The following is a 25,187-nucleotide window of genomic DNA, read 5'->3' on the forward strand; positions in this document are numbered from 1 at the left end:
GGACGAATGGCGTATTTTTTTGAAGGAGAAGGCTATAAAACGATTGCTCCTCCATGGCCCGCTAAGGATGGCGCAGCCAATGACCTGCGGCAAACGCAACCGAACTCCTGTATTGCGGCCCTACGGCTGGAAAACCTAACGAATTATTTCGACGAGTTTGTCCGGCAATTGCCTGAAAAACCTATCCTAATAGGGCATTCGATGGGCGGGCTCATTACCCAAATTTTACTTGAACGGGAATTGGCAGCTGCCGGAGTAGCAATACACTCCTTGCAACCGCAAGGCGTCTTCACCTTCAAGTTCTCTTTTTATAAAGCCGGTTGGGGTCCACTTGGATTTTTTACTTCAGCAAAAAAATCCTTTTTAATGTCTTTTAAGCAATGGCAATACGCATTTACAAATGGGATGTCATATGAAGAACAAAAGGAAGGGTATTACAAATATCTTATACCAGAATCCAAACTGGTGGTTAGGGATGCCATATCCAAAGCTGCAAAGGTCGATTTTAAAAAGCCGCATGCACCTTTATTATTCATAGCAGGCTCAACCGATAATTTTATCCCGGCGGCACTGAATTACGCCAACTATAAAAAATATAAACATACTGGATCGATAACCGACTATAAAGAATTCGAAGGACAGAAATCATTTTGTTCTGGGTCAACCCACCTGGAAGGAAGACGCAGATTTTATTGCCCATTGGATAGAGCAATTACCCACCGGAAAATAGAACAACTTAGCAAATGACAGTAACAATTATCAGACAATAAAACCCCATCAAAATCATGAAAACAATTACCAAATCATTTCTCGTTCTTTTAATAGTAGCAAGCGCCGGTTGGCTGGCCCCAACACATGCCTCAGCTTTCATGGCGGCAACTAAACCAGCTGCTATTACAACGCCTGCGTCACCCCCAACTGGTTTCAAGCACCAATACGCAACAGTAAACGGCGTCAAAATTCATTACGTAACCGGCGGTAAAGGAGAGCCTTTACTTCTTATCCATGGATTCGGTCAAAACTGGTATATGTGGAACCGTTTGTTGCCTGAACTGTCAAAACACTTCAGGGTGATCGCCCCTGATCTGCGGGGCGTCGGCGAATCAGCGAAGCCAGCCGATGGATATGACAAAAAAATATGGCGATAGATATGCACGAATTAATGAAAAAACTCGGCTATAAAAATATCAATCTTGCCGGACACGACATCGGCCTGATGGTAGCCTATGCTTATGCCGCACAATTCCCGAACGAAGTTAAGAAACTGGCATTGATGGACGCATTGCTGCCAGGGGTTGAGCCTGTCTGGAGCCAGGTTAAAGCGCAGGCATGGTGGTTTGGCTTTTTCGCCCAGCCACATTCAGGCGAGCTCGTTAGTGGCAGGGTTGGGACATTCTTCACCGATTTCTGGCCTGTGGTGGGTTATGTAAAAGACGCATTTACGCAAGCTGAGCGGAATGAATTTATCCGGGCTTATTCGGTTCCAGGTGCTACCACAGGGGCTTTTCATTGGTTCGGCGCATTTAACCAGGACGGCCAGGATAATCTTGAGCTGATGAAGAATAAGCTGCCGATGCCTTTGCTGGCTATGGGATCAGATCATTTTGCCGGTTCCTTTCTTGCAGAGCATTGCAGGCTGGTAGCCACAAACGTAAAGGAATCAATCATCAAAAATTCGGGGCATTGGGTTGTGCAGGAAAATACGCCGCAGGTTCAGAAAGATCTGCTCGATTTCTTTCTGCGGAACTAAGGCGGGTAATTAAAGTAATTCGCTATATTTAATTTTAATGGTCACTATGTTATTTGCTTCAGTTGGGCGAATACTGTAGTGACCGTTAGTATTTTTTTGCGGGCGATTATTTACAAGTCATGGCTCGTTAATCACGCTAATATTTTTTTAATAACCTTTTATCACAAATTGAACGATACTTTTTGGTTAATACTCAATGGCTGCACGATCTAAAAATACTATTCTGAAGTTTCTTTTCTTTGCCGGAATGTTATTGGCAATTGTTTCCCCTTGTTTCAGCCAGCAAAACAACTTATTAAAAAAACTTCATGATAGCAAGCCAGATACTGCTCAATTAAAAATCCTACATGAATTAGGCAATTATTACCTCAAAAAGCAATATCAGAAAAAGAAGAGCGACCTGGACAGTGCAAAATACTTCTTTACTAAGGAACTTGAGCTTAGCAATGCTTTAAACGACACATCTAGGTATGGTAAGTACGAAAGCCTGGGCAAACTAGGAGAAGTCAGTTTTGCGAAAGGTAATAAAGACCAAGCCGATGCTTACTTCGTGAAAATCATAAATCATTACCAGGACATCCACGACCTCTACAATCAGGCTGGCATATTGCAACGGTTCGGTGAGAAAGAAACAGATGCTTCAGAAAAAATTGAAATTTTAAAGAAGGCGCTCGAAATTTTTCAAAAATTAAAAATGCCGGCGAGGATCATTGATGTCAACCTGGAAATTGCCGGCGGCTATGTATCGCTAAATAAATTAGATACAGCCCAACAGATTTGTAAAAAAGTTGTCAGCCAGTATAAAAACGCCAACGACCTGCAACTTGACCAAGTATACAGGCTCCTGGCGTCTGTAAACCGATATCAAGGCAATTTGAACCAATCCCTCTTTTATATCTTGAAAAGCGTCAAAATATCGGAGTCAAAGGGCAAGGCCTCTGAATCGACCTATGGTGAACTGGCACAGATCTATCAGGACCTCGGAGAAACGGAGAAGAGCATTTATTACTACAAAAAGACGATCGAGCTGAGAGAGAAAGGCAATAACGTCCCGCAGGAATATATATTCAGGACAGCGGGATTCGTAGTACAGGGGTTGATTAAATTAAAACAGCCGCGTGAAGCGCTGAATTATATCGAATATATAGAAAGGCGGCATCCGCATGACAGTAAGTTCATGGCTGCCGTAATTGAGCAAATCAAAGCAAATTGCTACGAGGCGCTAAACGAGCCTACTATGGCCGAGAAAAACTACCTGGCGATGATGAGAGATTACAATGAGGGCGGTATAAACACGGAAATAATTGAACTTGCGAAATACGATATTGCCAGGTTTTATATACATCAGAAAAAATATACCAAAGCCGCCTACTTTTCAAAGGGAGGAATAACGATAAATAGCATTCCGCGGGCCCGCGATTTTGAATTGCTTTTTTTCAGATCGACTCAGCGCTGCGAAATTTTCCTTCCGCCATAAACCATTTTAAACGATATAAAGCCTTAAGCGATTCGATTTTCAACGAAGCCACAAGCAAGCAAATTGCCGAATTGCAAATTAAATATGAAACAGATCAAAAGGAGAAAGATATCAAATTACTAACTAAGAGCAATCAAATCAAGGATAACATTGCCCGACAGGCAAATACTTCACGCAATGTTGCCCTGGGCGGTAGCGCCGCGGTAGTTTTATTCATGGTGTTATTTTATTACAACTACCGGCTCAAACAAAAAACCAATAACGAGATCAGGGAGAAAAATGATGCACTTAACCAATTAGTTAAGGACAAAGAATGGCTGATCAAAGAGATACACCACCGGGTGAAAAACAATCTTCAGATCGTCATCGGCCTTTTACAAAGACAATCGTCTTTTGTCGACAACGCCGAGGCATTGGCGATCATTCAGAATAGCGAACACAGAATGCAGTCGATCGCTTTGATCCACCAAAAACTTTACCAGTCCGACGACTTGGCATTAATTGACATGGCGGACTACATTGATGGATTTGTTTCCTATCTAAAAGAATACCTTGATCCACAAAGCCGGATAATCTTTCTGCGAGAGGTGGACGCGATACAACTGGATGTTGCACAGGCTGTTCCTGTTGGCCTTATTTTGAACGAAGCGATCACGAATTCTATAAAATATGCCTTCCCCGAAGATGGCTATGGAACAATCAACATAACTCTTACTGAAACTTGTGAAAACAGCTATTTATTGATCATAGCCGACAATGGCTGGGGGCTTAAGCCGGGATTTAATATAGAGGAATGCCACTCTTTAGGGATGAAACTTATTAAGGGTTTAAGTAAACAGCTAAATGGCAAGCTTCAAATCATCAGCGAAAAAGGTTTGTGCTTAAAGATCTCGTTCAAAACCGATGCGGTTTTAATGGGAGGATGACTAATCCCCCTTCTTTCTTTAACCTACGGTACAGAACATCCCCTCCCCACTGGAATTCTTTTTCATTCAAGATTGCCTAGGACCACTGCATATCGTGGTTGTTTATTCACAACCTCGATATGTCGTACCGAAAAAACCAACAGTATATTAAATTTCTGATAATCAGAAATTTAATATACTGGCATCTAAGTTGAATGAAGGGATGATATGAACATCTTTTTCACCTTTAAAAAAACTTTATGTTTCGCATCCTTACTTTCTCGTTGTCGGCGCTTTTATTCGCCGGCACTGCCAGCGCCCAAATTTCCAAGAACGGTCAATTTCGTCTAAATCTCCACGAAGTGAAGGCCCTCAAAACCGGTGGGGGTACAAATGCTCCCGGATCGTCCAATTATTCGGCTGTTAAGGAAATAGTAATCATGGGCAACCCCTCCAAACAAGGAATGTATATGATACTGCTGGAGATTGAACCGAATACCAAAATAGCCGCCCACATGCATCCGGACCAACGCACGGCCACGGTACTGTCGGGCACATGGCACTTTGGTTACGGTGACAAATTTGACTCATCAAAACTCAAAGAGTTGCCCGCAGGCAGTATTTATTCGGAAGTAGCCGGACAGAATCACTTTGCCATGACCGGAAAAGAACCAGTTATTGTCGAAATAACCGGGTTCGGCCCATCCGGAGTAACTTATGTCGATCCGAAAGATGACCCTTCCCATAAATAGCATAATACTTCAACTCAGAATTTTGAAATTCTAATTGGGCATATTAGCAGAGCGTCGATACTCATGTTAACATGAATTTCATTTACATATTGATTCAAACCAATTATTCTGACTATCTCTATCTTTTCCTAAGATTATTAGCCGTCATAATTATTGGGTCGAGAGTTCGAATCCCTCCGGCTCCACTTTTACAGGTCTAAAGAAGATCAAAACGCTATAAAACCCGGTTTTATAGCGTTTTTTTTATGAATTCTCCCTCAAAAGATGTCAAAATAGCTCAACGTTCTAGAGACCTATTCGGAGACCTCGACAAGTTTCTTACCTTAGGTCTCTGGAAACACTGGAAGCTATTGTATTTCAATTTGTTATACAAAATCAACTGATTGAAATCCGCTGTGTAAAGGACTGATTTTTTAACCCTTTAGAGACCTGAAAATGACAAAATCTTTTGCCCTTTTGTTTCAGATGAAACGAACAAAGGCGTTACCCAATGGAAACGCCCCTATTTATCTTCGGATAACTATTGATAGTGAGCGAGTTGAGATCGCAACTAAGCGAAACGCCCCGCCTGATAAATGGAATAATACCGCCCAAAAAGTAATGGGCAATACAGAAGATGCCCGATCTGTCAACAGCCACCTCAAGACAATTGAGCAAAAAGCTTATGAGATTTATCGGGAAATGATCGAACGGAAAATCCCCATTACCGCACAAACCTTTAAAGATCGCATGAATGGCATTGAAGAGGAAGTTGTTTGCCGTATGTTGATCCCCATCTTTGAAGATCATAACAGGCAGGTTGAGGCGCTGGTTGGAAAAGAGTATGCACCTGCTACAGCCATTCGCTATCAGACCACGATTAAACATGTAAAAAACTTTTTAAAGTGGAAGTATAAGGTCTCTGATATTAATATTCAGGATTTAGACCATGAGTTTGTAACATCGCTGGAATTCTATCTTAGAACCGTAAGGCACTGCAATAACAACTCAGCAGTAAAGTATATCAAGAACTTAAAAAAGATAATCCATATCTGCGTGGCTAACAATTGGCTTGTACGTAGTCCTTTTATTAACTATAAGACGAAGATTAAAGAAGTAATCAGAGATTTCTTATCAAGAGAGGAGCTGGATTTGATTAGTGAAAAGCGCTTTGTTTCAGAAAGACTGAATCAAGTTCGTGATGTATTTTTATTCAGTTGTTATACCGGCCTGGCTTACGCCGATGTCAATAAATTGAAACGCTCTGAAATAAGCACCGGCATTGATAGCCAGAAGTGGATATTTACTACAAGGCAAAAAACCGACACTGCTTCCCGCATCCCTTTACTGCCCGTGGCTCTTGAACTATTGAAAAAATATGAAGATTATCCCTCATGTATTAATGAAGGGAAATTGCTGCCAGTTTTAAGCAATCAAAAAATGAATGCCTATTTAAAAGAGATAGCTGATGTATGCGGCATTCAAAAGGAATTAACGTTTCATATTGCCAGGCACACCTTCGCCACTACAGTTACGCTTGCAAACGGGGTATCTATAGAAAGCATTTCAAAAATGTTGGGACATAAGAATATTCGTACTACCCAGCATTATGCAAAAATTTTAGATAGTACAGTTAGCCGGGATATGGATATGCTAAGAGGTAAGATGGAAGAGAAAAAATCTACCGTCCTTAATAAAATCACCAATCAGTAATAGTTAATAAATTAAACAATTTGATGTTCCAAATTGGAACATCAAATTGTTTATAATGGCAAGCCCAATCTTGCTTTAAAAATTTCCAAGTCCGACTCGGATAAACTTGGAGTAAATTCCAATACCATTCGTTGATTTTTGTTAAAAAAACACCTACCTCGTACATGAGGTGTGAAGTTTTTTCAAGCAAGACTTTCACTTTTGTGCTAATACATAACAACTCGTTGTAATAAAAAAACACATAAGTTAGGCATGAGTGGTGAATTTTATTTAAACAAAGGGTACAACTTTGTACCAAGGGTACAGCCGAAAGTTGGACTTGTCTAATACCATATATCGCAATAGGTTTAAGTTTTAACAAATAAAAACGAATATTTATTATGGCTGCAGAAATTATCACCAGAGAGGATTTGCAGGAGTTTGGAGAACGATTGATAAATCAAATGAAAGCTTTGTGAGGCGGCGGCTCAACAGAGGAGCAAAAAAAGTTTTTAAAGACCTACCAGGTTAAGAATCTTCTAAAAATCTCCGACAATACCTTGCAAAACTTACGGCAGAATGGAACTATACCATTCACTAAAATAGGTGGTATCCTTTACTACAATTACGAGGATATTATGAAAGTTTTGAGAGGGGAAGCAAAAAGCAAACGTATAAATTTCAGTAAATAAATGTGTGTTCATCTGTTAGGAGCAAGCCATGTTTTCGCTACGCTTAAACGGCTTGCTCCTTCGGAGTTAAAATTGATTTTGCACTTCGTTTAAAAATCTAAGATCATGGGAAGGCCAACGTTACAGGAAGAAGAAAAAAGGATCATACAAGTGAATATCCGGCTGACAAAAGATGAGAATGATACCGTCTTAAACTATGCCGAAGCATCGGGCATGACACCGGCAAACTGGATCAGGCAAAAAGCCTTTACTGGAAGATTTCCCAATATAAAGCTATCGCCAGTAAATGCAGCGCTGTACCGTGAACTGCAAAAGGTTGGTGTAAATCTCAATCAGGCAGTAAAGCAGTTACACGCGGGCAAATTATCACCGGCCTACCTTTCTATCCTTTTAGGATTGATGAAAACGCAGAAGGATATTTTAAACTGTTTAATGAAATGACAGGGGATCAGGTCAAAGGGAAGGGTTTTAGAGGAGCACTTAATTATAACCTTGAGAAAGTAAACAAGGGCGTAGCAAAGTGGCTCGACACTTCATTTGCTCAACACGACGAGCGGACAATTATGGATGAAGTAAAAATGATCCGAGTGCTAAGGCCCAATTTGGCCAAATACTTTTATCATACCTCGGTTAACTTTCCACCACATGAAAATTTGAAGGATGATCAAATGTTAACCATTGCCAAAGATTATCTGGAGGCTATGGGATTTGACCAACACCAATATGCAATATTCCGTCACTTTGATGCAGATCATCCCCACATGCACATTTTAGTTAACCGCATTGGTTATGATGGTACAGTCCTTTCCGATAGTAAAGACTACCAGCGAAGCGAACAGATAATTAGGAAGTTAGAAAAGCAATACGGATTAACTGAAGTAATCTCCAGTCGCCAGGCAAAAGAACGAGCGATGACTAAGAACGAGTTGGAAATGATGAAGCACACAGACGAGACCATCTGTAAAAATGAAGTTGCAGGTCACTATAAAAAACATACTAAATCAAAAGCCAATCGCAGAGCAATTTATCAGTCAACTTAAAGCACAGGGTATTAATGCTTTATTTAATCAGGCCAGCACCGGATTTGTAAGTGGAATTTCTTACGGCTATGAAGGGATGCAATTTAAAGGCGCTCATTTAGGAAACGCTTACAAATGGCAGGCTGTTAAAAATGCTATCAATTATGAACAAGAAAGAGATCGCACAGCAATATACCAGGCAAATGTTAGGACAAGAGCCAACCAGTCTGAACGAACCGGACAATCAACCTCTACCGGAGCAACTGAGCGAACTATCGCAGATACAAAAGTTACTGCCGGAAATAGAAATGATGTACAGCAGGGCACTGGAAAACTACAGGATCAAATCGGAAAGGCAAATAGAAATAACATCAAGGCGGCTCAACCAGTTGGAGAGCACAGCGGCCAACCTATCATTTCAAATAAAAAGCATCGTGGCGAGCGCGGAGCAGATCTATCAATCCAACAATCGGGTCGGCAGCAGATGGTTAATTCGGCTATACTTGGTGGCAATCTTATCGGGAATTTGCTCGGCGTTGATAACAATGCTGGTGATATGGATCAAAATGCGGTGAATCAGTTTAAGCGGAAAAAGAGATGCCGATATAGGCCATGATAATGAAAAGTTTACTTCCAGTGTAACGATAAGACCCAATTTTTAAGGCTTATCGTTACATTAGTTGGGATAAATATACATACCAACTTTGCTACCGAAAGTTGCTGAACTACACAGCACGTTATTGCACGTGAACCATTCTATTACCGGCCTCGCCGCGTAGAGAGAAATATTTCCTGCTGCACATAATCTATCTGCTTGAGCTCAAATCATATAGCAAATCGATGCTTCATAACTATAATTTAAAATACTCATTTTTTAAAAGCTAGTTATAAAAATAAATTTTAATCGACTAGAGAGGCGGTTATAAAAATCTTATAAATTAAAACAATATGAAATTTTAGTGAGATATTGCTTTAATATTGTAGTGTATGTCATCTCATTTTTTTACTAATAACAAAGAGCGCAATCTCTTTGATAAATTCACAGGAATAATCCGTGACATGAAAGACTTATATGCCTTTCATGCCGTTATAGGATATTTTCGATCTTCAGGTTATTTCGCTTTGCAAGAGCATTTAAAAGACTTAAAAGAAATTAAAATACTTGTCGGAATAAACGTTGACCAAATGTTTGCCGAGGCTCAAAGTAAGGGACTGTTGTACTTTGGAGATGAGGTAAAAGCAAAAGATGAGTTTTTGAAGTGGTTTATTCAAGACATAAAAGAGGCAAAATATTCTTCTACCGTTGAAAATGGAGTTTTGCAATTTATAAATGATATGATCGACGGTCGTATCGAAATTAGAGCTCATAAATCCAAAGCTATACATGCTAAGTTTTATTTATTTCTGCCTGAAAAACACACAGAACATTCCGATGGGTGGGTAATAATGGGGTCATCCAATTTAACAGATGCTGGTCTGGGTCTCAAAAAAGCGCCTAATTATGAACTTAATATTGCATTGAAAAACTACGATGATGTTCAGTTCACAAAATTGGAGTTTAGTAATTTGTGGGCAGAAAGCACTCAAATATTACCTGCCGACATACAATTGTGGAAACAAAAAACACATATTGGTCAATCATTCACGCCATTTGAGATTTACATCAAATTTTTGATTGAATATTTTGGAAAAAACATTGATTATGACCCAGATACTGTAGGTGATTTACCCAAATCTTTTAAGAAGCTTAGTTACCAAATAGATGCTGTGAACGAAGGCTTTCAAATGCTTAGTGAGCATAATGGTTTCTTTTTAGCAGATGTAGTAGGTTTAGGTAAAACTGTAGTTGCTGCTATGATTGCAAAGCGGTTCTTAATTGCTAACGGGTCATTATATACTAAGATTCTTGTCGTATACCCTCCTGCGCTCGAAAAGAATTGGAAAAATACTTTTAAACAATTTGGGATTGATCGCCATACTAAATTTGTTTCAAATGGCAAAATCAATAAAATAATCGAAGGTGATATAAACTATTGGGCTAAAGAAGATTATGATCTAGTACTGGTTGACGAAGCGCATAGATATCGCAATCATACATCGCAAATGTTTAGCCAATTGCAGCGGATATGTAAGGCACCTCGCAACGGCGAAGGATTACTATCCGGTGCAAGGAAAAAGGTAATGCTAATATCCGCAACCCCATTAAATAACCGGCCACAGGATTTATACTATCAGTTGTTGCTTTTCCAAGACGCAAGGCGTAGTACATTGCAGGTTACGAACCTTCAAACTTTTTCGGACCGATTATTCGCGAATATCGTGAAATTCTACAAGCTGACATTCCTGACATGGAACGAATCCGCGCGTTATATCTAACAATTAGGGAAAAAGTTATTTCACAAATAACAGTCCGGAGAACAAGAAGAGATTTGAAAAACTATCCTAAATATCTCGAAGACTTAAATGCGCAAGGAATAAGGTTTCCTGAAATCGCCGCTCCCAAGGCAAAATTATACGAATTAAATACGCGCTTGAGCAAATTATTTTATCACACGATATTTTTTTAACGGACAAAGACAAAATTAATTACAAACGCTATCAGGCTATAGGTGCATTAAATAAGGAAATTAGCGAGGGTGTCTATGACAATGCTGAATTGGTTTCTTATTCACTTGCAGCTATAATGAAAACGCTAATGATAAAACGGCTTGAAAGTAGCTTTACTGCTTTTAAATCTTCACTTAATAACCTCAAAATATCGACTGGTAGGATGATTGAGATGTTTGAAAAAGGGAAGATATTTATAGCACCTGATCTTGGTGTTAATAGTTTAATGGAAAAGGGGTTATCATTTGAACAGATTGAAACAAAAATTTTGGAAGACAGTATATCAAATCCTAAAAGCAATGTTTTTAAACCGCAAGATTTCGACGAAAATTTCATTATTGATTTAAAAAAAGATCATGATTTTTTAAGTGAGTTGGTTGAGGAATGGAAAAACATAATCGAAGATCCCAAATTAGATAAATTTGTTGTTGCTCTTAAGACCGAATTATTTAACAAGGAAATTAACCCCACAGGCAAACTTGTTGTGTTTACAGAAAGCGCCGACACGGCACATTATCTCTGTGAAAAGTTAGAAGCAATTCTAGATCAAAAAATCCTTTGTATATCCTCTGAAAACAGGAGTAAACAATTTGATACTATACAGGAAAATTTTGATGCCAATTATTTAGGAGAGCAAAAAAACACTTACAGTATAATTATCACTACTGATGTTTTAGCAGAAGGTGTAAATATGCACCGTGCCAATGTTATTGTGAATTATGATACCCCTTGGAATGCAACTAGATTAATGCAACGTATTGGACGCGTTAATAGAATTGGCAGTGTAGCCGGTGTCATCTATAATTATAACTTTTATCCTTCGCAACAGGGAGATGAGGAAATTAAACTATACAGCAAAGCTTTGGTTAAATTACAAGGATTTCACACAGCCTTTGGTGAGGATGCGCAAATTTATACGCACGAAGAGCTGTTAGAACAGTTTGAATTGTTTAAAGAAGGATTGCCTGATGATGAAGATAAACGTTTACAATATCTTCGATTTATTAGAGAGTTTAAAGACAATAATCCTAAGGAGTTCAAAAGAATTAAAGGTTTTCCATTAAAGGCAAGGACAGCAAGAGATAGCAAAGAAGCTCAAAAAGAGAATGTAATTAATTCATCTGTTGTGTTTCTAAAATCTAATTTCAAAATCGAGTTTTATAAAGTCGATGAAAAATTTAAACCAACCCCCTGTCATTTCTTGAAGCAGCAGAATTATTTCAGGCAAAAATAAATGAAACATCTTTTGAGTTACCTGAAATGCATTATAATCAAGTTCAAACAGCTTTGACTACTTTTGAGAAGGATTTTTTAGGTGTATCTACGGCAACAGTAACAACTAATGATAAAGCTGACGGAGTTTCGTCTCAAGCTAAAAAGTTTTTGAGAGATTTTAAAAGTCTCACTAAGAGGTCAGAAGTAAAAGTTGCCTGTGAAAACTTAATTATTCTAGTGGATAAAGGTGTACATACACCATTACCTAATGAATTAAAAAAATCAGGCAACAATTAGACAAACGGCAAATTACGTATGGACAATTGGATAACCTTATATTGCTTGTTGCTAATAAATATGATGCTTACGAATCAAGTGATGAAGAAAAACCAGAAGAAATTGAAGTTAACATTTCACCTGAAGTTGTTTTAAGCGAGACATTTATTAATGGATAAAAAACAATTACAAGACATATTTTCAAAGCCATATTCAATTGAATTATGGCAAAAGGTATTGGTGGACATATTCGATGTAAAATTTTTACATCAAAATCCACTGTCTATTTTATTGCCAACGAATGATAAGGCATCTGAGGCGTTCGAATTGGGTAATTTCAATACTAAAGACGATAGAATTATTGGGATTTATCAAGTCAATATTAAACCGGGAGTTTGGCTTGAACGCAATAAAGTAGGTTTAAGGGAACTACTTAGACAAGTTTATAAATACGACGTGGACGGTGCCTTAATTGTTTTTGTTCAAGACAACAAGTGGCGTTTATCTTTTGTATCAGAAATAAGGACTCTCGATGAAGATGGAACTATAGGTGTAAAAAAACCGAACCTAAGCGATATACATATCTTTTAGGAAGAGGAGAAAAAATCAGAACCCCTGTTTTAAGGATTATTTCGTTATCGGGCAAGCCGATTGGCCTGGAAGATTTAAGAAGTGCCTTTAGCGTTGAGGCATTAAACAAGGAATTTTATGAAATTATCGCAGATAAATTTTCCAATTTAATTGGAGGCAAACGAATCCGAAATGGCAAAACGATTAATTATGAAAGGAGTCTCATTTTACCTTCAATAGGAGACGGTCCGGGTTCGCATGAAATTTACCAAGAGTTCGCAGTTCGGCTAATTGGCCGGACGGTTTTTTGCTGGTTTCTGAAAGTTAAAAAATCCAGGTTAGATATTTCCTTATTACCTGAACATTTACTTTCTAGTGAAGCTGTGAAAGAAAACCCAGGTTATTATCATTTTATCTTGGAGAAACTTTTTTTCAAACTCTAAACACTCCGATGGATTTTAGGAATGAAGACCTGCCCTTAGGTTGCGAACAAGTTCCTTTTTTAAATGGCGGTCTATTTGAACAGCAAGATGAGGACTATTATTCATTAAACAAAACGACGGGACTGTCACAAAATATCAATACACTTGTCATTCCGGACGAGTGGTTTTTTGATTTTTTTATTGAGCTAGAGAAATACAATTTTACAATCGATGAGAATTCGGTAGTTGATATTGAGGTAAGCGTTGATCCTGAAATGTTAGGAAGGATATTTGAAAACTTATTAGCAGAAATTGACCCAGATAGCGGTGATACTGCGAGGAAATCTACCGGTAGCTTTTATACACCCCGCGAAATAGTCGATTACATGACTTCGCAAAGCTTAGTATACTATATTCATGCACAAACCGATATTTCTAATGAACGATTGGAACCTCTGTTTAAACTGGATAACGGCGAAAACATACAATTTGAAAGTAATGAAAAACAGGAAATCTTAAAAGCATTAGATAGGATCAAAATATTAGATCCAGCCTGTGGTTCCGGGGCATTCCCAATAGGAATGTTGCAGAAAATAGTAATGGCGTTACAGAAACTAGACAGCAATGCAGTTTGGTGGAAAGAAAAGCAAGTAAGCCGAATCGACAATCCAGTATTAAGAAAAGTTGTTAAAGACAAATTAGAAAAAGGAAGCCCGGAATATGCAAGAAAGCTTGGCATTATTCAAAATTCATTGTATGGCGTAGATATACAACCAATTGCGGCTGAAATTTCCAAACTACGCTGTTTTTTAACATTAGTTGTTGATGAAAATATTGACGAGAACCAAACCAAATAGAGGCATTGAACCTTTACCAAATTTAGAATTCAAATTCGTTACGGCTAACAGTTTATTTATGTTACCTGACGAAGAATATTATGGTGGATTATTTAATGCCAATGAAGATTTGGATAGCCTACAGCAATTTCGTTTAGATTATTTGCAAAGCTATGGAGTAGAAAAACAGAAAATAAAAGAAAATTTTTTGCACCTTCAAACAAGTATTTTTAAACAGCAACTATCGTTTGGAGCTAAAGAAACAAGCCGAGCTTTTAAAATAAGCACATGGAATCCTTTTAACCACGAAAAAGTTGATTGGTTTGATCCTTTATGGATGTACGGAGTAAATACTTTCGACATTGTAATAGGTAACCCTCCTTATGTTAATGTAGAGAAGATAGATACCGAAACGAAGAAGTATCTGTTTCTTAAGTATAAAACTTGTAAAGGCCGTACAGATTTATATATTGCTTTTATTGAAAGGGCTTTAAAACTGTTTGCAAAAAACACAGGCCTGTTGACATTTATTATTCCCTATCCATACACAAATCAAAAATATGGAACCGACTCCAGGAAATTATTAATCGACAGTTATTCCATTTTGGAAATATTAGATACTAGTGAATATCGAGTTTTTGACGCTGCAGTAGTAAAAAATATTACTTTGTTTGTAGGTAGCGAAGTTTCTGATACTTTAACAAAAATCAAAAAAGTAAACTCACAAAAAAATTTCCTGGAAAATAAAATAACCGAAAGCTCTATAAACCAAAGTGTTTTTTTGACTTTAAAAGATTACAGGTTAGAAACTAAAGACGTTTCAACTGTATCCCTATTAAAATCTGTCATTTGGAACAAATCAATAAGTTTAGACAACATTTGCCTTATTTCTTACGGCGCGCGCATTAACCACAAAACAAACGGTGATAAAAAAGAACACTATATTTTCAAAGACTTCAAACCGGGATTAAAACCATTTACTGAGGGGAAAAATATTGAAAGATTCTCATTCTCTCAATATGGATGGCTTGATTATAAGCCCAATGAACATTATAACTCAATGTTTAAGGAACTGTTTGAAAATGAAAAAATAATGTTTATTAACATTGTTAAAGACAGATTGCGATTTGCGTTGGATACAAAGCATTTTTACAATAGCCATACAGTAATAAACTGTGTTAAGTGGGATCTTCTTGCTCAAGCGAATCATACGACAGTTAAAAGAAATATAACGCCCAAGAAGATTCAATTTGGGAAAGAATTTTCTTATAAATATTTAATTGCGATCTTAAATTCTACTTTGATTAACTGGTATTTTTTAAATTTTCTATCGGAATCACTACATTTCTATCCGGAAGATGCGAAAGGTCTCCCCATTCACTTGGCAAGTGCTCAAAGGCAACAACCATTTAATAATTTGGTTAGTTACATTATTTTTTTGAAAGCATTGTCTGTACCCAACCATGTCAATGAGTATGTAGACAATCATCATCTTGTAACTATGTTTGAGGAGATTGTCGATGCATTGGTATATGAATTATATTTCGAGGATGAATTTAAAAATGCCGGGGTGGAGTTTTTTAAATACGCCGAACGAGATTTCTCGATAATAGACGGACTGGAAGATGATAATAAAATGCAGGTGATCCATGAATCTTATCAAAAATTAAGACAAAAAGAAAATGAAATCCGCAATAATTTAAAATTGATGGATACCCGTTTAAACCAACTGATCATGCCAATAAAAGCAGCAAAATAATGCAGAAAATAAGAAAACTTATATTGCAAAATTTCAAGTTCTTTCTTGGAAATCATGAATTAGATTTTGAACGAAAGAATGTTTTATTATATGGTGAAAATGGCAGTGGTAAGAGTTCAATCTATTGGGCATTATATACTTTTTTACAGAGTGTATTTAAAACAGATAACCTTGAGATAAGGAAATACTTTGACCCCAAGCATAATGAAAATTTAATAAATAGATACAGCGACAGAACATTTAGAAAGTTCAATTGCTATTATATTTGAAGATGAACATAAAGCTACTTCCAGAAGGGAGATATCCCTTTCTACCATTAATACGAAATCGGATAATTTAGTTTTAGAAACTACCCTTGGTAGTGACTTTCTTGACCATAATGTATTGTCAAGAATATACGCTTACTACCATAAAGAAGAAACTGATTTATTTGATTTTTTTCAGCATCAATTATTTTCCTTTATAAATTTTCGTGAGGAATTAATAAAACCCGGTGAATCCAAAGGAAATAAAAACGCAGAATATTGGTGGGATTATATTGCAGAGGGATTGAGCCCTCAGCCAAAAATGCACGAACAGCGCTACAAGGATTTTCAATTAACTATAAATACGTTTAATATTGAATTCGAGTATTATCTTGTTCAAATTCAACAAACGACTAATGAATATTTAGAAGAAAAATTTGAAGAGAAATTTAAAGTAAAATTCAACTATAAAAAAGCAACTTATAATGACTTTAAAGTCGGGAGCAAAGGAAGAACCTGGAAATTAAAATACCCCAAAATTATAATGTCTGTCGAGCTGATAACGACCTTAATTCCTGATGCGAATAAAAAAATTGTAAATAGTCCACAAAGCTTTTTAAACGAAGCTAAACTATCAACAATGGCGTTGGCAATACGGTTAGCAATTTTAGATGAAAAATTTGTAAAAGCGTATCCAAAAATATTGGTTTTAGATGATTTATTGATGAGCATGGATATGAGTAATCGCGAATTTGTCTTAAATGTCATAATGGAAGGTTATCTGGAAGATTATCAAATATTATTCTTCACGCATCAACGAGGGCTTTTTGAAGACGCAAGAAAATTCATTGAAACATATTATGCGCAATTAGCTAAAAAATCTGGGGAAACGGATACTTTGATTATAAAAAACAGTTGGAAAGAAAAGTGGAAGTTTTTTGAGATGTATGAGTCAGAAAACAATGCTGGCATACCTGTTCCTTTAATTACAGCCTACGAAAGCAGTCTGCAAAAAGCATTAAAATATTTTAAGAGTGAGATTGATTATAATGCTTGTGGGAATAATTTAAGAATATCAATCGAAGAGTTTTTCAGGGAGTTTATACCACATAAGTTTCTGGTGAATAATGATGGAACTCCCATCCCAAATACGGGATTGATGATTGATACGTTGTTAGTTAAAGCCAGAGAATACTTTGATAGCGTTGGCTTTAATACAAGACCCCTAGATAAACTTGAAAGGTATAGGGTACGAAGTTTAAATCCCTCTTCACACTACAATCCTCGAACGGAGTACTTTAAAAAGGAGCTGCAAGATATTTTCAGAATTATCGACGAACTAAAAAAAATCGAGCTCACCCTCTGGTTGTTAATAATCAATTAGTTAAATACAAAATTGATACACAAAGTGGAAAATCATACATTTATAAAGCTCGTCTGCTTGACAAAATTCTTCTTTACCAAAAAAGCGATGGTAGTCCAAGTTATTTTATAGACACAGACGAGAGAGGTTATGCTATGTTAGAATGTTCCGTGGACAATGTACCTACTGCTTTAAATCATGAAATAAACAAATGTTCATTACAAAAACTTTACGATGATACAGTGAAGCACATTAACAAAACGGATGTGGCTTTGATTGAAAATGACATGTATTCTTTATTTACAGATGAAATTGGTACGAGTTTGAATAATTTGAAATTATATTGATGTCTTAAATATTATTTGATAATGTGTGGATGCCAAATATTTTTCTCAAAATTAAAAAGGAACATTGCTTTTTTGTGTATTGATATAAGTGTATTAAGGAATCAAAGCGGAGCTGGAACCGTTGCCAAGTGCAGCGAATTTTGTGCGCAAATCGATCTAGATGAATTCTTTAAAGCCTTAAAAAATAACTATGCACTGTATTTAGATGAACAAACAGACTTGCTAATTGATTATTGTCGGAATGAAGATATCCAATATGGTTCAGCCAGGAAAGTACTGAACATTTTTTTAGACATATTTGTTATAATGGCTTTATTCAAAGGGAGTTTATAAATGAAGACGATTTATATTCAAATACATCTGTGCTTGCTCCACTCGAACTGCCAATTGATAGTAGGACTGCAAATTCTTTAAGCCAAGAAAAATGGACATCTATTAAAGGTTTAGACAGAGCAGTTCATCAGCAATATCAAGATTTGGCATTTACCGAAGCTCAACGACGCGGTGTCGCTCGCATACATTTAGATGTTGAATTTTGGACACCTGCCTAAATGCTGTATATGAAAACAAAGGAAGAAATTAAGAACATGGTCATTAATTTCTATTGGGGCCACCTGTCAAAATATTATGATGCAATGTATGTAGGTAATGCTATAGTTTTTATAGATCAAGTTGTTGACTATGTTTATCAAAGGCAACATCAAAGATGTTGATAATTGCATATTTTTAATTGGGGATTCCGTTGAATATTTTTGTTCTTGATTTATGTAATATCGTCCGCACTGCGAACGATATTACATATAGAAGATCCACAATTCTGCAGGTATTATTATCAGTGTCTATAATTTTTGAAATTAGTAATGTTTAAAATGAGTGAACAGCCGGAATTAAACGATATTATATTTTACAACACCCCTACCGGTGATGTTAAAATTGAAGTAATTTTTAATGATGAAACTTTTTGGTTAACCCAAAAGCGTTTATCAGAGCTTTTTGGCGTGGAAGTGCCCGCTATTAGTAAACACTTGAAAAATATTTTCGAAAGTAATGAGCTTGAAGAAGATTCAGTTGTTTCCAAAATGGAAACAACTGCCGGTGATGGTAAAAAATATCTTACTTCCTTTTACAATTTAGACGCAATCATAGCAGTCGGATACCGGGTTAATAGCTATCAGGCTACACAGTTCCGTATATGGGCAACAAAAACACTAAGGGAGTATATTGTTAAAGGCTTTGTCCTGAATGATGAGCGTTTGAAACAAGGTAAGCGTTTCGGTAAAGATTATTTTGATGAGCTTTTAGAGCGCATTCGAGAGATACGCGCCAGCGAACGACGTTTCTATCTTAAGATAACAGATATATATGAGCAATGCAGTATAGATTACAATAAGGATGCTGATATAACCCAAAAGTTTTTTAAGACGGTTCAAAACAAACTACATTTTGCTATTTCAGGTAAAACCGCTGCGCAGATCATTGCAGAACGGGCAAGTGCAGATAAGCCAAATATGGGTCTCCAGACTTTCAAAAATGCACCCAGCGGCAAAGTACTAAAAGGTGATATAGGGATAGCGAAGAACTACCTAATAGAAAAGGAGATCAAAGAATTAGAAAGAGTTGTTACTATGTACCTTGACTTTGCAGAATTACAAGCATCAAGGCAGATACCTATGAAGATGAGTGATTGGATAAGCCGCTTAGACGCGTTCCTACAATTCAACGAATATCAGATCCTGAAAGATGCTGGAAAGGTAAGCCATGAAGTAGCGATAAAATTAGCTGAAAAAGAGTACGATAAATTTAGGATTATACAGGATCAAAATTTTGAAAGTGACTTTGACAAAGAAATTAAAAGAATAAGTTCGAATAAGAAAAAGAGCTAATAAAAGATATTAAGCTACCTTTTGCTGCAATGACGGCCATATAAGTCTAATGTCTTCACAAGCGCTTTGGATTTTATTAATTGTCCATTCATTTTTAGTTGGAGCATAAATAATCCGGCTTGAAAATACGTCCAAAGTAATACAGTCTTTATAGCTGCATGTAATTTTCAATTCTTTCTCCAAATAAGACTTTATAAGACCCGCTATGCATTGCCCCTCCTGAATAGATAAAAAATGACCTTTAGCAAAAGCTAATTTAATCGCGCCTTTAGGTTGATTGGTATTTCTATCTAAAAGCAAAATTTCCGGCCGTAAACTTATTACTACACCGTTTATCGTAATTGATTTACAATCTTTATATCCTTTAATAGCTGGTATTTCAGTGTATGGCACCAATTTACTTGAAGCACAGTTTGTTAGATGAGTAAGGGCTTCTATACAAGATTTTATTTTTTCTTTTTGATGGTCATTGGCTGGTTGCTTTTGAGACAATATTTCCTTCACGCGGTTAAATATTTCAATATCTTTAACAGAAGCTGCAAAATTTTGTATAGCAGCATTTTGCACAGGAGCATACCTGCTGGTGATTATTTCGGACGGAAATTTGGCATCGAGCAATATTCTCTTCTTTCTGGCAGGGGTAGCATAAATATACTCTCCAAGCTTATTTATTGAAATACGTGGTGATTGATTAATACGCATAAAAATACATTTTACTCTAAGATAAGTCTATTTGTATAATAATCAGCCAGTTGTGGATAAATAGCAAATACTAATAAATCCTATATTCACCAACCGACATTTACTTGTTATTGACACAATGGATTAATAGTACGCAGTCATTAAATCTAACGTTAAGCCAAGATTGAGGTGTTAATTGCGGCATGTTGAATGCATTGTGGCTCGCAAAAACTTCCCAACTGATATACATTTCGGTATACAATCATATTATCCAGCAAGCATCATCTTTGATGATATTTAAATTAGCAGTTAAAATATTAACAAATAATTTTTTAAAGCTCCATTCTGTGTAAGGAATTAACGGAACGAAATGGCTACTGAATTAGCATCTTTATAAACCGGTGGTTTCAGTTATTTTAAAAACAAGTAGTGATATGGCAAAAGTGGTCAGTCTAATGATTAATACGCCTGGCAGATTTACAAAGCAGGCTGAAACAAGGAAAGAGCGGAATCCCCACCGCGGTAAAATTGTAGAACTTACTATACGTCGTCAATCAATGGGTTTGAGCGAAATCGCACGAAAAGTCGGCGTCAGCCGGGGACATTGTATAACTGGTTTGAAAAAGAAGACCTTGGGATGAGCAATATGATGAAGGTCGACCTTGCTATAAATCACAACTTTTTAAAAGAATTTCCTTCTGAGATCAATGAGAAAAGCCTATCAGGCTTGAAAATCCAGGGAACTAAAGCTTTATACACCGATAAAGAACAGGAGGCGATATATTACTGGATGGAAAAATATATTCGCCTGCTGGAGAGATATAACGAAACTCTAAATTGTAAAATGGATTGAATCCAATAGCTCCATTGGATTCAATCATCATTGTGTTTCATTTAAACATTGAGCATTCAAACCACTAAAGCCAGTAGAAGCATTCAGTATCTTCACACTTTTAATAATTTAACGTGACCTGGATTTACACCCTGTCTTCCGCCAGGCAAAAACTGTTTAATAAATCCTTTAAACCCGGCCTGTAGGTCCGAGCCCTTTCATTAAAAGGCCCGCTGCCCACTGAAATAAATTTGCGACTATGACCTTCACCTTAATTTCTGGTACACAGGAATTTTCTTTACAGCCAGCGACTCATTAATATCAGGGGGAGTTACTGTCTTAACGTTCTACAACCAGCAAAACGCAATCAAACGCAATAGCAATAATTTTTTTACCTATAGCCGAATTGTATGTTTACATCCGGCAATATTACAAATTATTTACCAGGCGGTTGTACGTAGGTTACAAACGTATAACAATTTGTTTATCAATGAGAAACCAACTGAATCCGAAGCGCCATTTTTCCATGGCCTAATCCACACACAAGATATATTGTGGACATCATGTATTTATAAAAAACCAAAGCTCCATTCAACGTTTACCACCATTTTGTAAAAAGGAACAAAACCTTTCAAATACACATAAAATATCACAATTTCATTATTTTTGACCAAAAAATGTGTTTTTTTGGTCAAAAAGCCGCATTATATTTTTATGGTTTCGGCCTATCTTTGTTTAGTTATAACACTATAAGGGAGCATCCAAACCGATACCGGACATAGGCCAAGCTCGCAGCCTGACTTGAAATGCATTATGTTTGAAGGACATGCCGGCATCAATGCTAACAACAATTAAGTTTTGGGAGATAAATCCCCTAAAAAACTATTGCCCATTAGTTAACACCATCATTTAATGCAAAAAAAATGTGAATTTTTTATTTTTTTTGCAACAATTCCATTACACTATGCAACAATATAACTAACTCAAAAACAGACCATAACAACTAATAAGAAAGCAAACAATTACCATTAAGGTTCCAATTAATTCATTTTTTTCAAATAATTACCAAAATCAATGTAACATTTATAACAAAACCACCGTTTGACCCCTAACTATTAATTAAATCCCATATCATGTTAAAGTTTGATCGTACAAAACTATGGGCACTTGGCGTCACGGCCGGATGTTGTCTGGCATCTTGTTCAATTAAAGATGACGTACAACCCGCCCACATGGCTACAATCCCTGAAAACCAATCAACGGTTTTCGCAAGCACGGCAACTACCGCGGTTTCATCAAAAATTACCGTTGCCGGCTCGACACTCCAATTAGGCATCAATGGCCACCCGCTTGGCGATCAGCCTTACATCCAAACTCCCGCTACCAAACAAATTTCAATTTTACAAGGAATGGGTATGAACTGGTACAGGATAGATTGCATGGCACAATCTGACGGTACGATTACCGTACCACATCTGTTAAGTCCTTTGTTAGATGCTGCCGCAGCCGGTAAAGTAAACATTTTACCAATGCTTTACACCAGAACCATGGATCTAACCAAAAGCCAAAGTTACAATTACGAGGCTGGTAAAAAACTGGGGACTAATTTTGGTGCCAAGTATGCGAAAAACTTTGAGTACTACGATCTTGGAAACGACCTTACCCTAGATTTGTTGCTTCCAGGTAAAGTAGGCTGGAGCCAATATGACTTTGACAGGACAGAAATTTAACAGAACGGCAGCATATCTAAAAGGTATGGATGAGGGTTTAAAATCCCAAGACCCTAATGCAAAAACCATGATTTCTGCTGGTTGGTTACAATACGCGTTTTTAAGAATGTGCGACACCTATGGCGTGAAATTTAACGTGGTAGCTTACCATTGGTACTCAGAAATGGAAAGGCTTGCTCCCAATTACAAGATAAACGACATTACAGTCAAGCTTGGAAGTTTATTTCCCAACAAACCAATTTGGATCACAGAATCTAACGTCAGGTACAGCACTCAGGAGCAGAGCATAAAAGAGCAAAATCAAAATACTTTCGTATCCAACTTTGTAGCCAAATGTAAAGCCAACCCCCAAGTTAAAGTATTGATGTTTTACGAATTATTTGATGAGCCTTTAAAAAGCGCGCAAGAAGGCAGCTACGGATTTTTGAAATGGACCATTCCTTATACCAGCTGGGCAAAGAAACTGGTAGCGACCAACTTAACCCTTTAAAGTGGCTATTATTTGCTTTCAAAAATTTTGAAGGTTAGGCCAAAATAAAAAAACAGAAAAAGTGGCTGATCTCATACGGTAGAAACAGCCACTTTTTCATTGTCAGCCATTACAAGTGTAATGCTTTTTGATGGGTGCACGGTTGTTTGTTTTTCGCTTGTTTTACGCGGTACATGTAGGCGCTCCAACACAAAGCCCAATGCTAAATATATCCAAAAAGATGGGTAGGCAAATTCAGGTACCGTGGTCATTAAGATCAGGAAAACCATCACCAAACCTAATTTATATCCAATTGAAACCAACTTAATCGGAATCGACAGAAACATATTCCTTAGAACAAACCAGCTAAATACTAAAAACCCTATAATGCCATTATTAAGCATTAAGGTTGAAAAATAATCTCCGGAGCGAACATAACCAAAGCCGATACCTAAAGCCTGGCTCCAACCGTTGAGGTTAGCCCAAAACGAAATATGATTAACAAAATCCTTCCCTCTTGATTCAGAAGACGAGACTTTGACCGCCCAATTTGTTTCCAAATGTAAAATCATATACACTATCCAAAAGGTGCTGAAATCTGTCCATTTGCAGTACTGCGCATACTATAACCATAAAACCACATGCATAGAAGAATATTTGAAAATTTCTTTTATACAATACCCAAAAACCCAAAAACAATAGCATTGATGCATATGCGGTTGTTGAAAAGGTAAATAGCAAGCAAGTAAATAGGAGCCAGATATCGTAATTCCTTTTTAAGCCAAACGCTAACACCCAAAAAGGGAAGACGGTATAAACAAACATAGAGGGCTCACCGGTATAGCCTTTTAACCTCATCAGCCCTATGCCGCCAAGGCTAACTGTTTGAAACAAGGAACCCGATGAGGCGTCATCTCCAAAAGTTCGATTAACCATAAAATCACCATTTATACCTGTTGCCGCATAAAGCACAAATTCATATAACGCATAAAAACATAACAATCTTAATCCGAAGTATATAAAATTGATTATCTTATCATTAGAAAAATTCTTGACGTACAAATAAATAACAAACCCGACTATTAATGATAGCGATTGGGTAATTAACGAGGTACGAAAGAAAGTTTTAGTAAAATTGTTTTTGTTGATCAGCAACAGGTCGTTAGTTAATTTTAAATTTATGAGCAAGTTGATCAATTGTGATGAAAAGGCGAATATTAATATTACGCAAAAAAAACAGGCGAATTCCCGGAAAAAACGCCTTTTACTTGCTACTGATGGCAACAGAGGAATAAACGGAAATAGCAAACCCGCAAAAACTGTTATAATAGTAGTACCAGGTATTGAGGGTACAAGCACGAAGGTTGTAATCGGAAAAAAAGCATCAAAAAATTAACGCATCTCTTTACAAAAGCTGCATCAGCATCGGTATCCAACATATAGGTTGGCCCATTTATCATTAAGTTCCTCATGTGCTATAATTGAATCAGCCGAAGCATTTGTCTCATTGCGCAATACTTGTTAAATAAGTATTTAAGCAAATATTGCAAAGTTTTATCCATTAATAACCGGACTTGATTGATTGGGTGCTTTATGTGAAATATTGTATAATAGTGTGCTAAATTTACATTCCCTCCCACTGTTAGCACTTACCGCCTTTGACGGTACCGGCAATTACAAAAACAC

27 protein-coding genes and 1 pseudogene are annotated in these 25,187 nt (G+C 36.9%); 26 read left to right on the top strand and 2 right to left on the bottom strand.

Going from position 1 to position 25,187, the window contains the following annotated elements; genetic code table 11:
- Positions 1–6: 6 nt before the first annotated feature.
- The 22 genes and pseudogenes from ACQ86K_RS21415 (at position 7) to ACQ86K_RS21520 (ending at position 19,789) form a co-directional block, all read left to right on the top strand.
- Positions 7–747, top strand: coding sequence for an alpha/beta fold hydrolase (locus ACQ86K_RS21415; protein ID WP_431198726.1), 741 nt, complete (start codon positions 7–9; stop codon positions 745–747).
- Positions 748–785: 38 nt separating this feature from the next.
- Positions 786–1,148: an alpha/beta fold hydrolase gene (locus ACQ86K_RS21420; protein ID WP_431198727.1), complete on the top strand. Its 363-nt coding sequence runs from the start codon at positions 786–788 to the stop codon at positions 1,146–1,148.
- Between the two features lie 14 nt (positions 1,149–1,162).
- Positions 1,163–1,750 (top strand): alpha/beta fold hydrolase, encoded by a 588-nt coding sequence (locus tag ACQ86K_RS21425; RefSeq protein WP_431198728.1) that lies wholly within the window; start codon positions 1,163–1,165, stop codon positions 1,748–1,750.
- A gap of 196 nt (positions 1,751–1,946) precedes the next feature.
- Positions 1,947–3,227, top strand: coding sequence for a tetratricopeptide repeat protein (locus ACQ86K_RS21430; protein WP_431198729.1), 1,281 nt, complete (start codon positions 1,947–1,949; stop codon positions 3,225–3,227).
- A 71-nt stretch (positions 3,228–3,298) separates the two neighbouring features.
- Complete coding sequence (locus tag ACQ86K_RS21435) at positions 3,299–4,153, top strand: sensor histidine kinase (RefSeq protein ID WP_431198730.1); 855 nt, start codon at positions 3,299–3,301, stop codon at positions 4,151–4,153.
- Between the two features lie 341 nt (positions 4,154–4,494).
- Complete coding sequence (locus ACQ86K_RS21440; protein WP_218134355.1) at positions 4,495–4,884, top strand: cupin domain-containing protein; 390 nt, start codon at positions 4,495–4,497, stop codon at positions 4,882–4,884.
- A gap of 435 nt (positions 4,885–5,319) precedes the next feature.
- Positions 5,320–6,576, top strand: a complete 1,257-nt coding sequence (locus ACQ86K_RS21445) for a site-specific integrase (protein ID WP_091163335.1) — start codon at positions 5,320–5,322, stop codon at positions 6,574–6,576.
- Positions 6,577–7,079: 503 nt separating this feature from the next.
- A pseudogene (locus ACQ86K_RS21450) lies at positions 7,080–7,247 on the top strand (helix-turn-helix domain-containing protein); the annotation flags it as partial.
- 105 nt (positions 7,248–7,352) lie between these two features.
- Positions 7,353–7,688: a plasmid mobilization protein gene (locus ACQ86K_RS21455; protein ID WP_091163333.1), complete on the top strand. Its 336-nt coding sequence runs from the start codon at positions 7,353–7,355 to the stop codon at positions 7,686–7,688.
- Entirely contained in the window at positions 7,685–8,287 is a 603-nt protein-coding gene (locus tag ACQ86K_RS21460) for a relaxase/mobilization nuclease domain-containing protein (protein WP_431198731.1), read from the top strand. The genes ACQ86K_RS21455 and ACQ86K_RS21460 overlap by 4 nt, the downstream gene beginning before the upstream one ends.
- Complete coding sequence (locus tag ACQ86K_RS21465; RefSeq protein WP_431198732.1) at positions 8,214–8,882, top strand: hypothetical protein; 669 nt, start codon at positions 8,214–8,216, stop codon at positions 8,880–8,882. The genes ACQ86K_RS21460 and ACQ86K_RS21465 overlap by 74 nt, the downstream gene beginning before the upstream one ends.
- Positions 8,883–9,253: 371 nt before the next feature.
- The gene (locus ACQ86K_RS21470) at positions 9,254–10,642 is read left to right on the top strand and encodes an SNF2-related protein (protein WP_431198733.1); all 1,389 of its coding nucleotides are present in this window, start codon (positions 9,254–9,256) and stop codon (positions 10,640–10,642) included.
- A gap of 307 nt (positions 10,643–10,949) precedes the next feature.
- Positions 10,950–12,107, top strand: coding sequence for a C-terminal helicase domain-containing protein (locus ACQ86K_RS21475; protein ID WP_431198734.1), 1,158 nt, complete (start codon positions 10,950–10,952; stop codon positions 12,105–12,107).
- A gap of 26 nt (positions 12,108–12,133) precedes the next feature.
- Positions 12,134–12,385: a hypothetical protein gene (locus tag ACQ86K_RS21480; RefSeq protein ID WP_431198735.1), complete on the top strand. Its 252-nt coding sequence runs from the start codon at positions 12,134–12,136 to the stop codon at positions 12,383–12,385.
- Between the two features lie 26 nt (positions 12,386–12,411).
- Complete coding sequence (locus ACQ86K_RS21485; RefSeq protein ID WP_431198736.1) at positions 12,412–12,543, top strand: hypothetical protein; 132 nt, start codon at positions 12,412–12,414, stop codon at positions 12,541–12,543.
- Positions 12,536–12,955, top strand: a complete 420-nt coding sequence (locus ACQ86K_RS21490) for a hypothetical protein (protein WP_431198737.1) — start codon at positions 12,536–12,538, stop codon at positions 12,953–12,955. The genes ACQ86K_RS21485 and ACQ86K_RS21490 overlap by 8 nt, the downstream gene beginning before the upstream one ends.
- A 430-nt stretch (positions 12,956–13,385) precedes the next feature.
- Positions 13,386–14,213: a hypothetical protein gene (locus ACQ86K_RS21495; protein WP_431198738.1), complete on the top strand. Its 828-nt coding sequence runs from the start codon at positions 13,386–13,388 to the stop codon at positions 14,211–14,213.
- Positions 14,182–15,951: an Eco57I restriction-modification methylase domain-containing protein gene (locus tag ACQ86K_RS21500; protein WP_431198739.1), complete on the top strand. Its 1,770-nt coding sequence runs from the start codon at positions 14,182–14,184 to the stop codon at positions 15,949–15,951. Before ACQ86K_RS21495 ends, ACQ86K_RS21500 begins: the two co-directional genes overlap by 32 nt.
- Positions 15,951–16,220, top strand: a complete 270-nt coding sequence (locus ACQ86K_RS21505; RefSeq protein WP_431198740.1) for an AAA family ATPase — start codon at positions 15,951–15,953, stop codon at positions 16,218–16,220. The genes ACQ86K_RS21500 and ACQ86K_RS21505 overlap by 1 nt, the downstream gene beginning before the upstream one ends.
- A gap of 115 nt (positions 16,221–16,335) precedes the next feature.
- Positions 16,336–17,580 carry a hypothetical protein gene (locus tag ACQ86K_RS21510; protein WP_431198741.1) on the top strand — a complete coding sequence of 415 codons (1,245 nt, stop codon included), beginning with the start codon at positions 16,336–16,338 and terminating at the stop codon, positions 17,578–17,580.
- A gap of 688 nt (positions 17,581–18,268) precedes the next feature.
- Entirely contained in the window at positions 18,269–18,457 is a 189-nt protein-coding gene (locus tag ACQ86K_RS21515) for a hypothetical protein (RefSeq protein WP_431198742.1), read from the top strand.
- 318 nt (positions 18,458–18,775) lie between these two features.
- On the top strand, positions 18,776–19,789 hold the full coding sequence (locus tag ACQ86K_RS21520) for a virulence RhuM family protein (protein ID WP_091174486.1): 1,014 nt from the start codon (positions 18,776–18,778) through the stop codon (positions 19,787–19,789).
- A gap of 9 nt (positions 19,790–19,798) precedes the next feature.
- Here the strand turns inward: ACQ86K_RS21520 and ACQ86K_RS21525 are convergent, their stop codons facing one another.
- Entirely contained in the window at positions 19,799–20,491 is a 693-nt protein-coding gene (locus tag ACQ86K_RS21525; RefSeq protein ID WP_091174143.1) for a hypothetical protein, read from the bottom strand.
- 583 nt (positions 20,492–21,074) lie between these two features.
- Here ACQ86K_RS21525 and ACQ86K_RS21530 point away from each other — a divergent pair.
- The 3 genes from ACQ86K_RS21530 to ACQ86K_RS21540 all read left to right on the top strand — a co-directional run bounded on the left by ACQ86K_RS21530 (position 21,075) and on the right by ACQ86K_RS21540 (position 23,522).
- Positions 21,075–21,323, top strand: coding sequence for a hypothetical protein (locus tag ACQ86K_RS21530; RefSeq protein ID WP_431198743.1), 249 nt, complete (start codon positions 21,075–21,077; stop codon positions 21,321–21,323).
- Between the two features lie 1,112 nt (positions 21,324–22,435).
- Positions 22,436–23,032 (top strand): hypothetical protein, encoded by a 597-nt coding sequence (locus ACQ86K_RS21535; RefSeq protein WP_431198744.1) that lies wholly within the window; start codon positions 22,436–22,438, stop codon positions 23,030–23,032.
- A 25-nt stretch (positions 23,033–23,057) separates the two neighbouring features.
- Positions 23,058–23,522, top strand: coding sequence for a glycosyl hydrolase (locus tag ACQ86K_RS21540; RefSeq protein ID WP_431198745.1), 465 nt, complete (start codon positions 23,058–23,060; stop codon positions 23,520–23,522).
- A 71-nt stretch (positions 23,523–23,593) separates the two neighbouring features.
- Here ACQ86K_RS21540 and ACQ86K_RS21545 read toward each other — a convergent pair whose 3' ends face one another.
- Positions 23,594–24,061, bottom strand: coding sequence for a hypothetical protein (locus ACQ86K_RS21545; RefSeq protein WP_431198746.1), 468 nt, complete (start codon positions 24,059–24,061; stop codon positions 23,594–23,596).
- Positions 24,062–24,681: 620 nt separating this feature from the next.
- Here ACQ86K_RS21545 and ACQ86K_RS21550 point away from each other — a divergent pair.
- Entirely contained in the window at positions 24,682–24,897 is a 216-nt protein-coding gene (locus tag ACQ86K_RS21550) for a hypothetical protein (protein ID WP_431198747.1), read from the top strand.
- Positions 24,898–25,187: the final 290 nt, after the last annotated feature.

It is taken from the genome of Mucilaginibacter sp. P19 (genome assembly GCF_050632265.1).
In the GTDB taxonomy this organism is placed as follows: Bacteria; Bacteroidota; Bacteroidia; order Sphingobacteriales; family Sphingobacteriaceae; genus Mucilaginibacter; species Mucilaginibacter gossypii.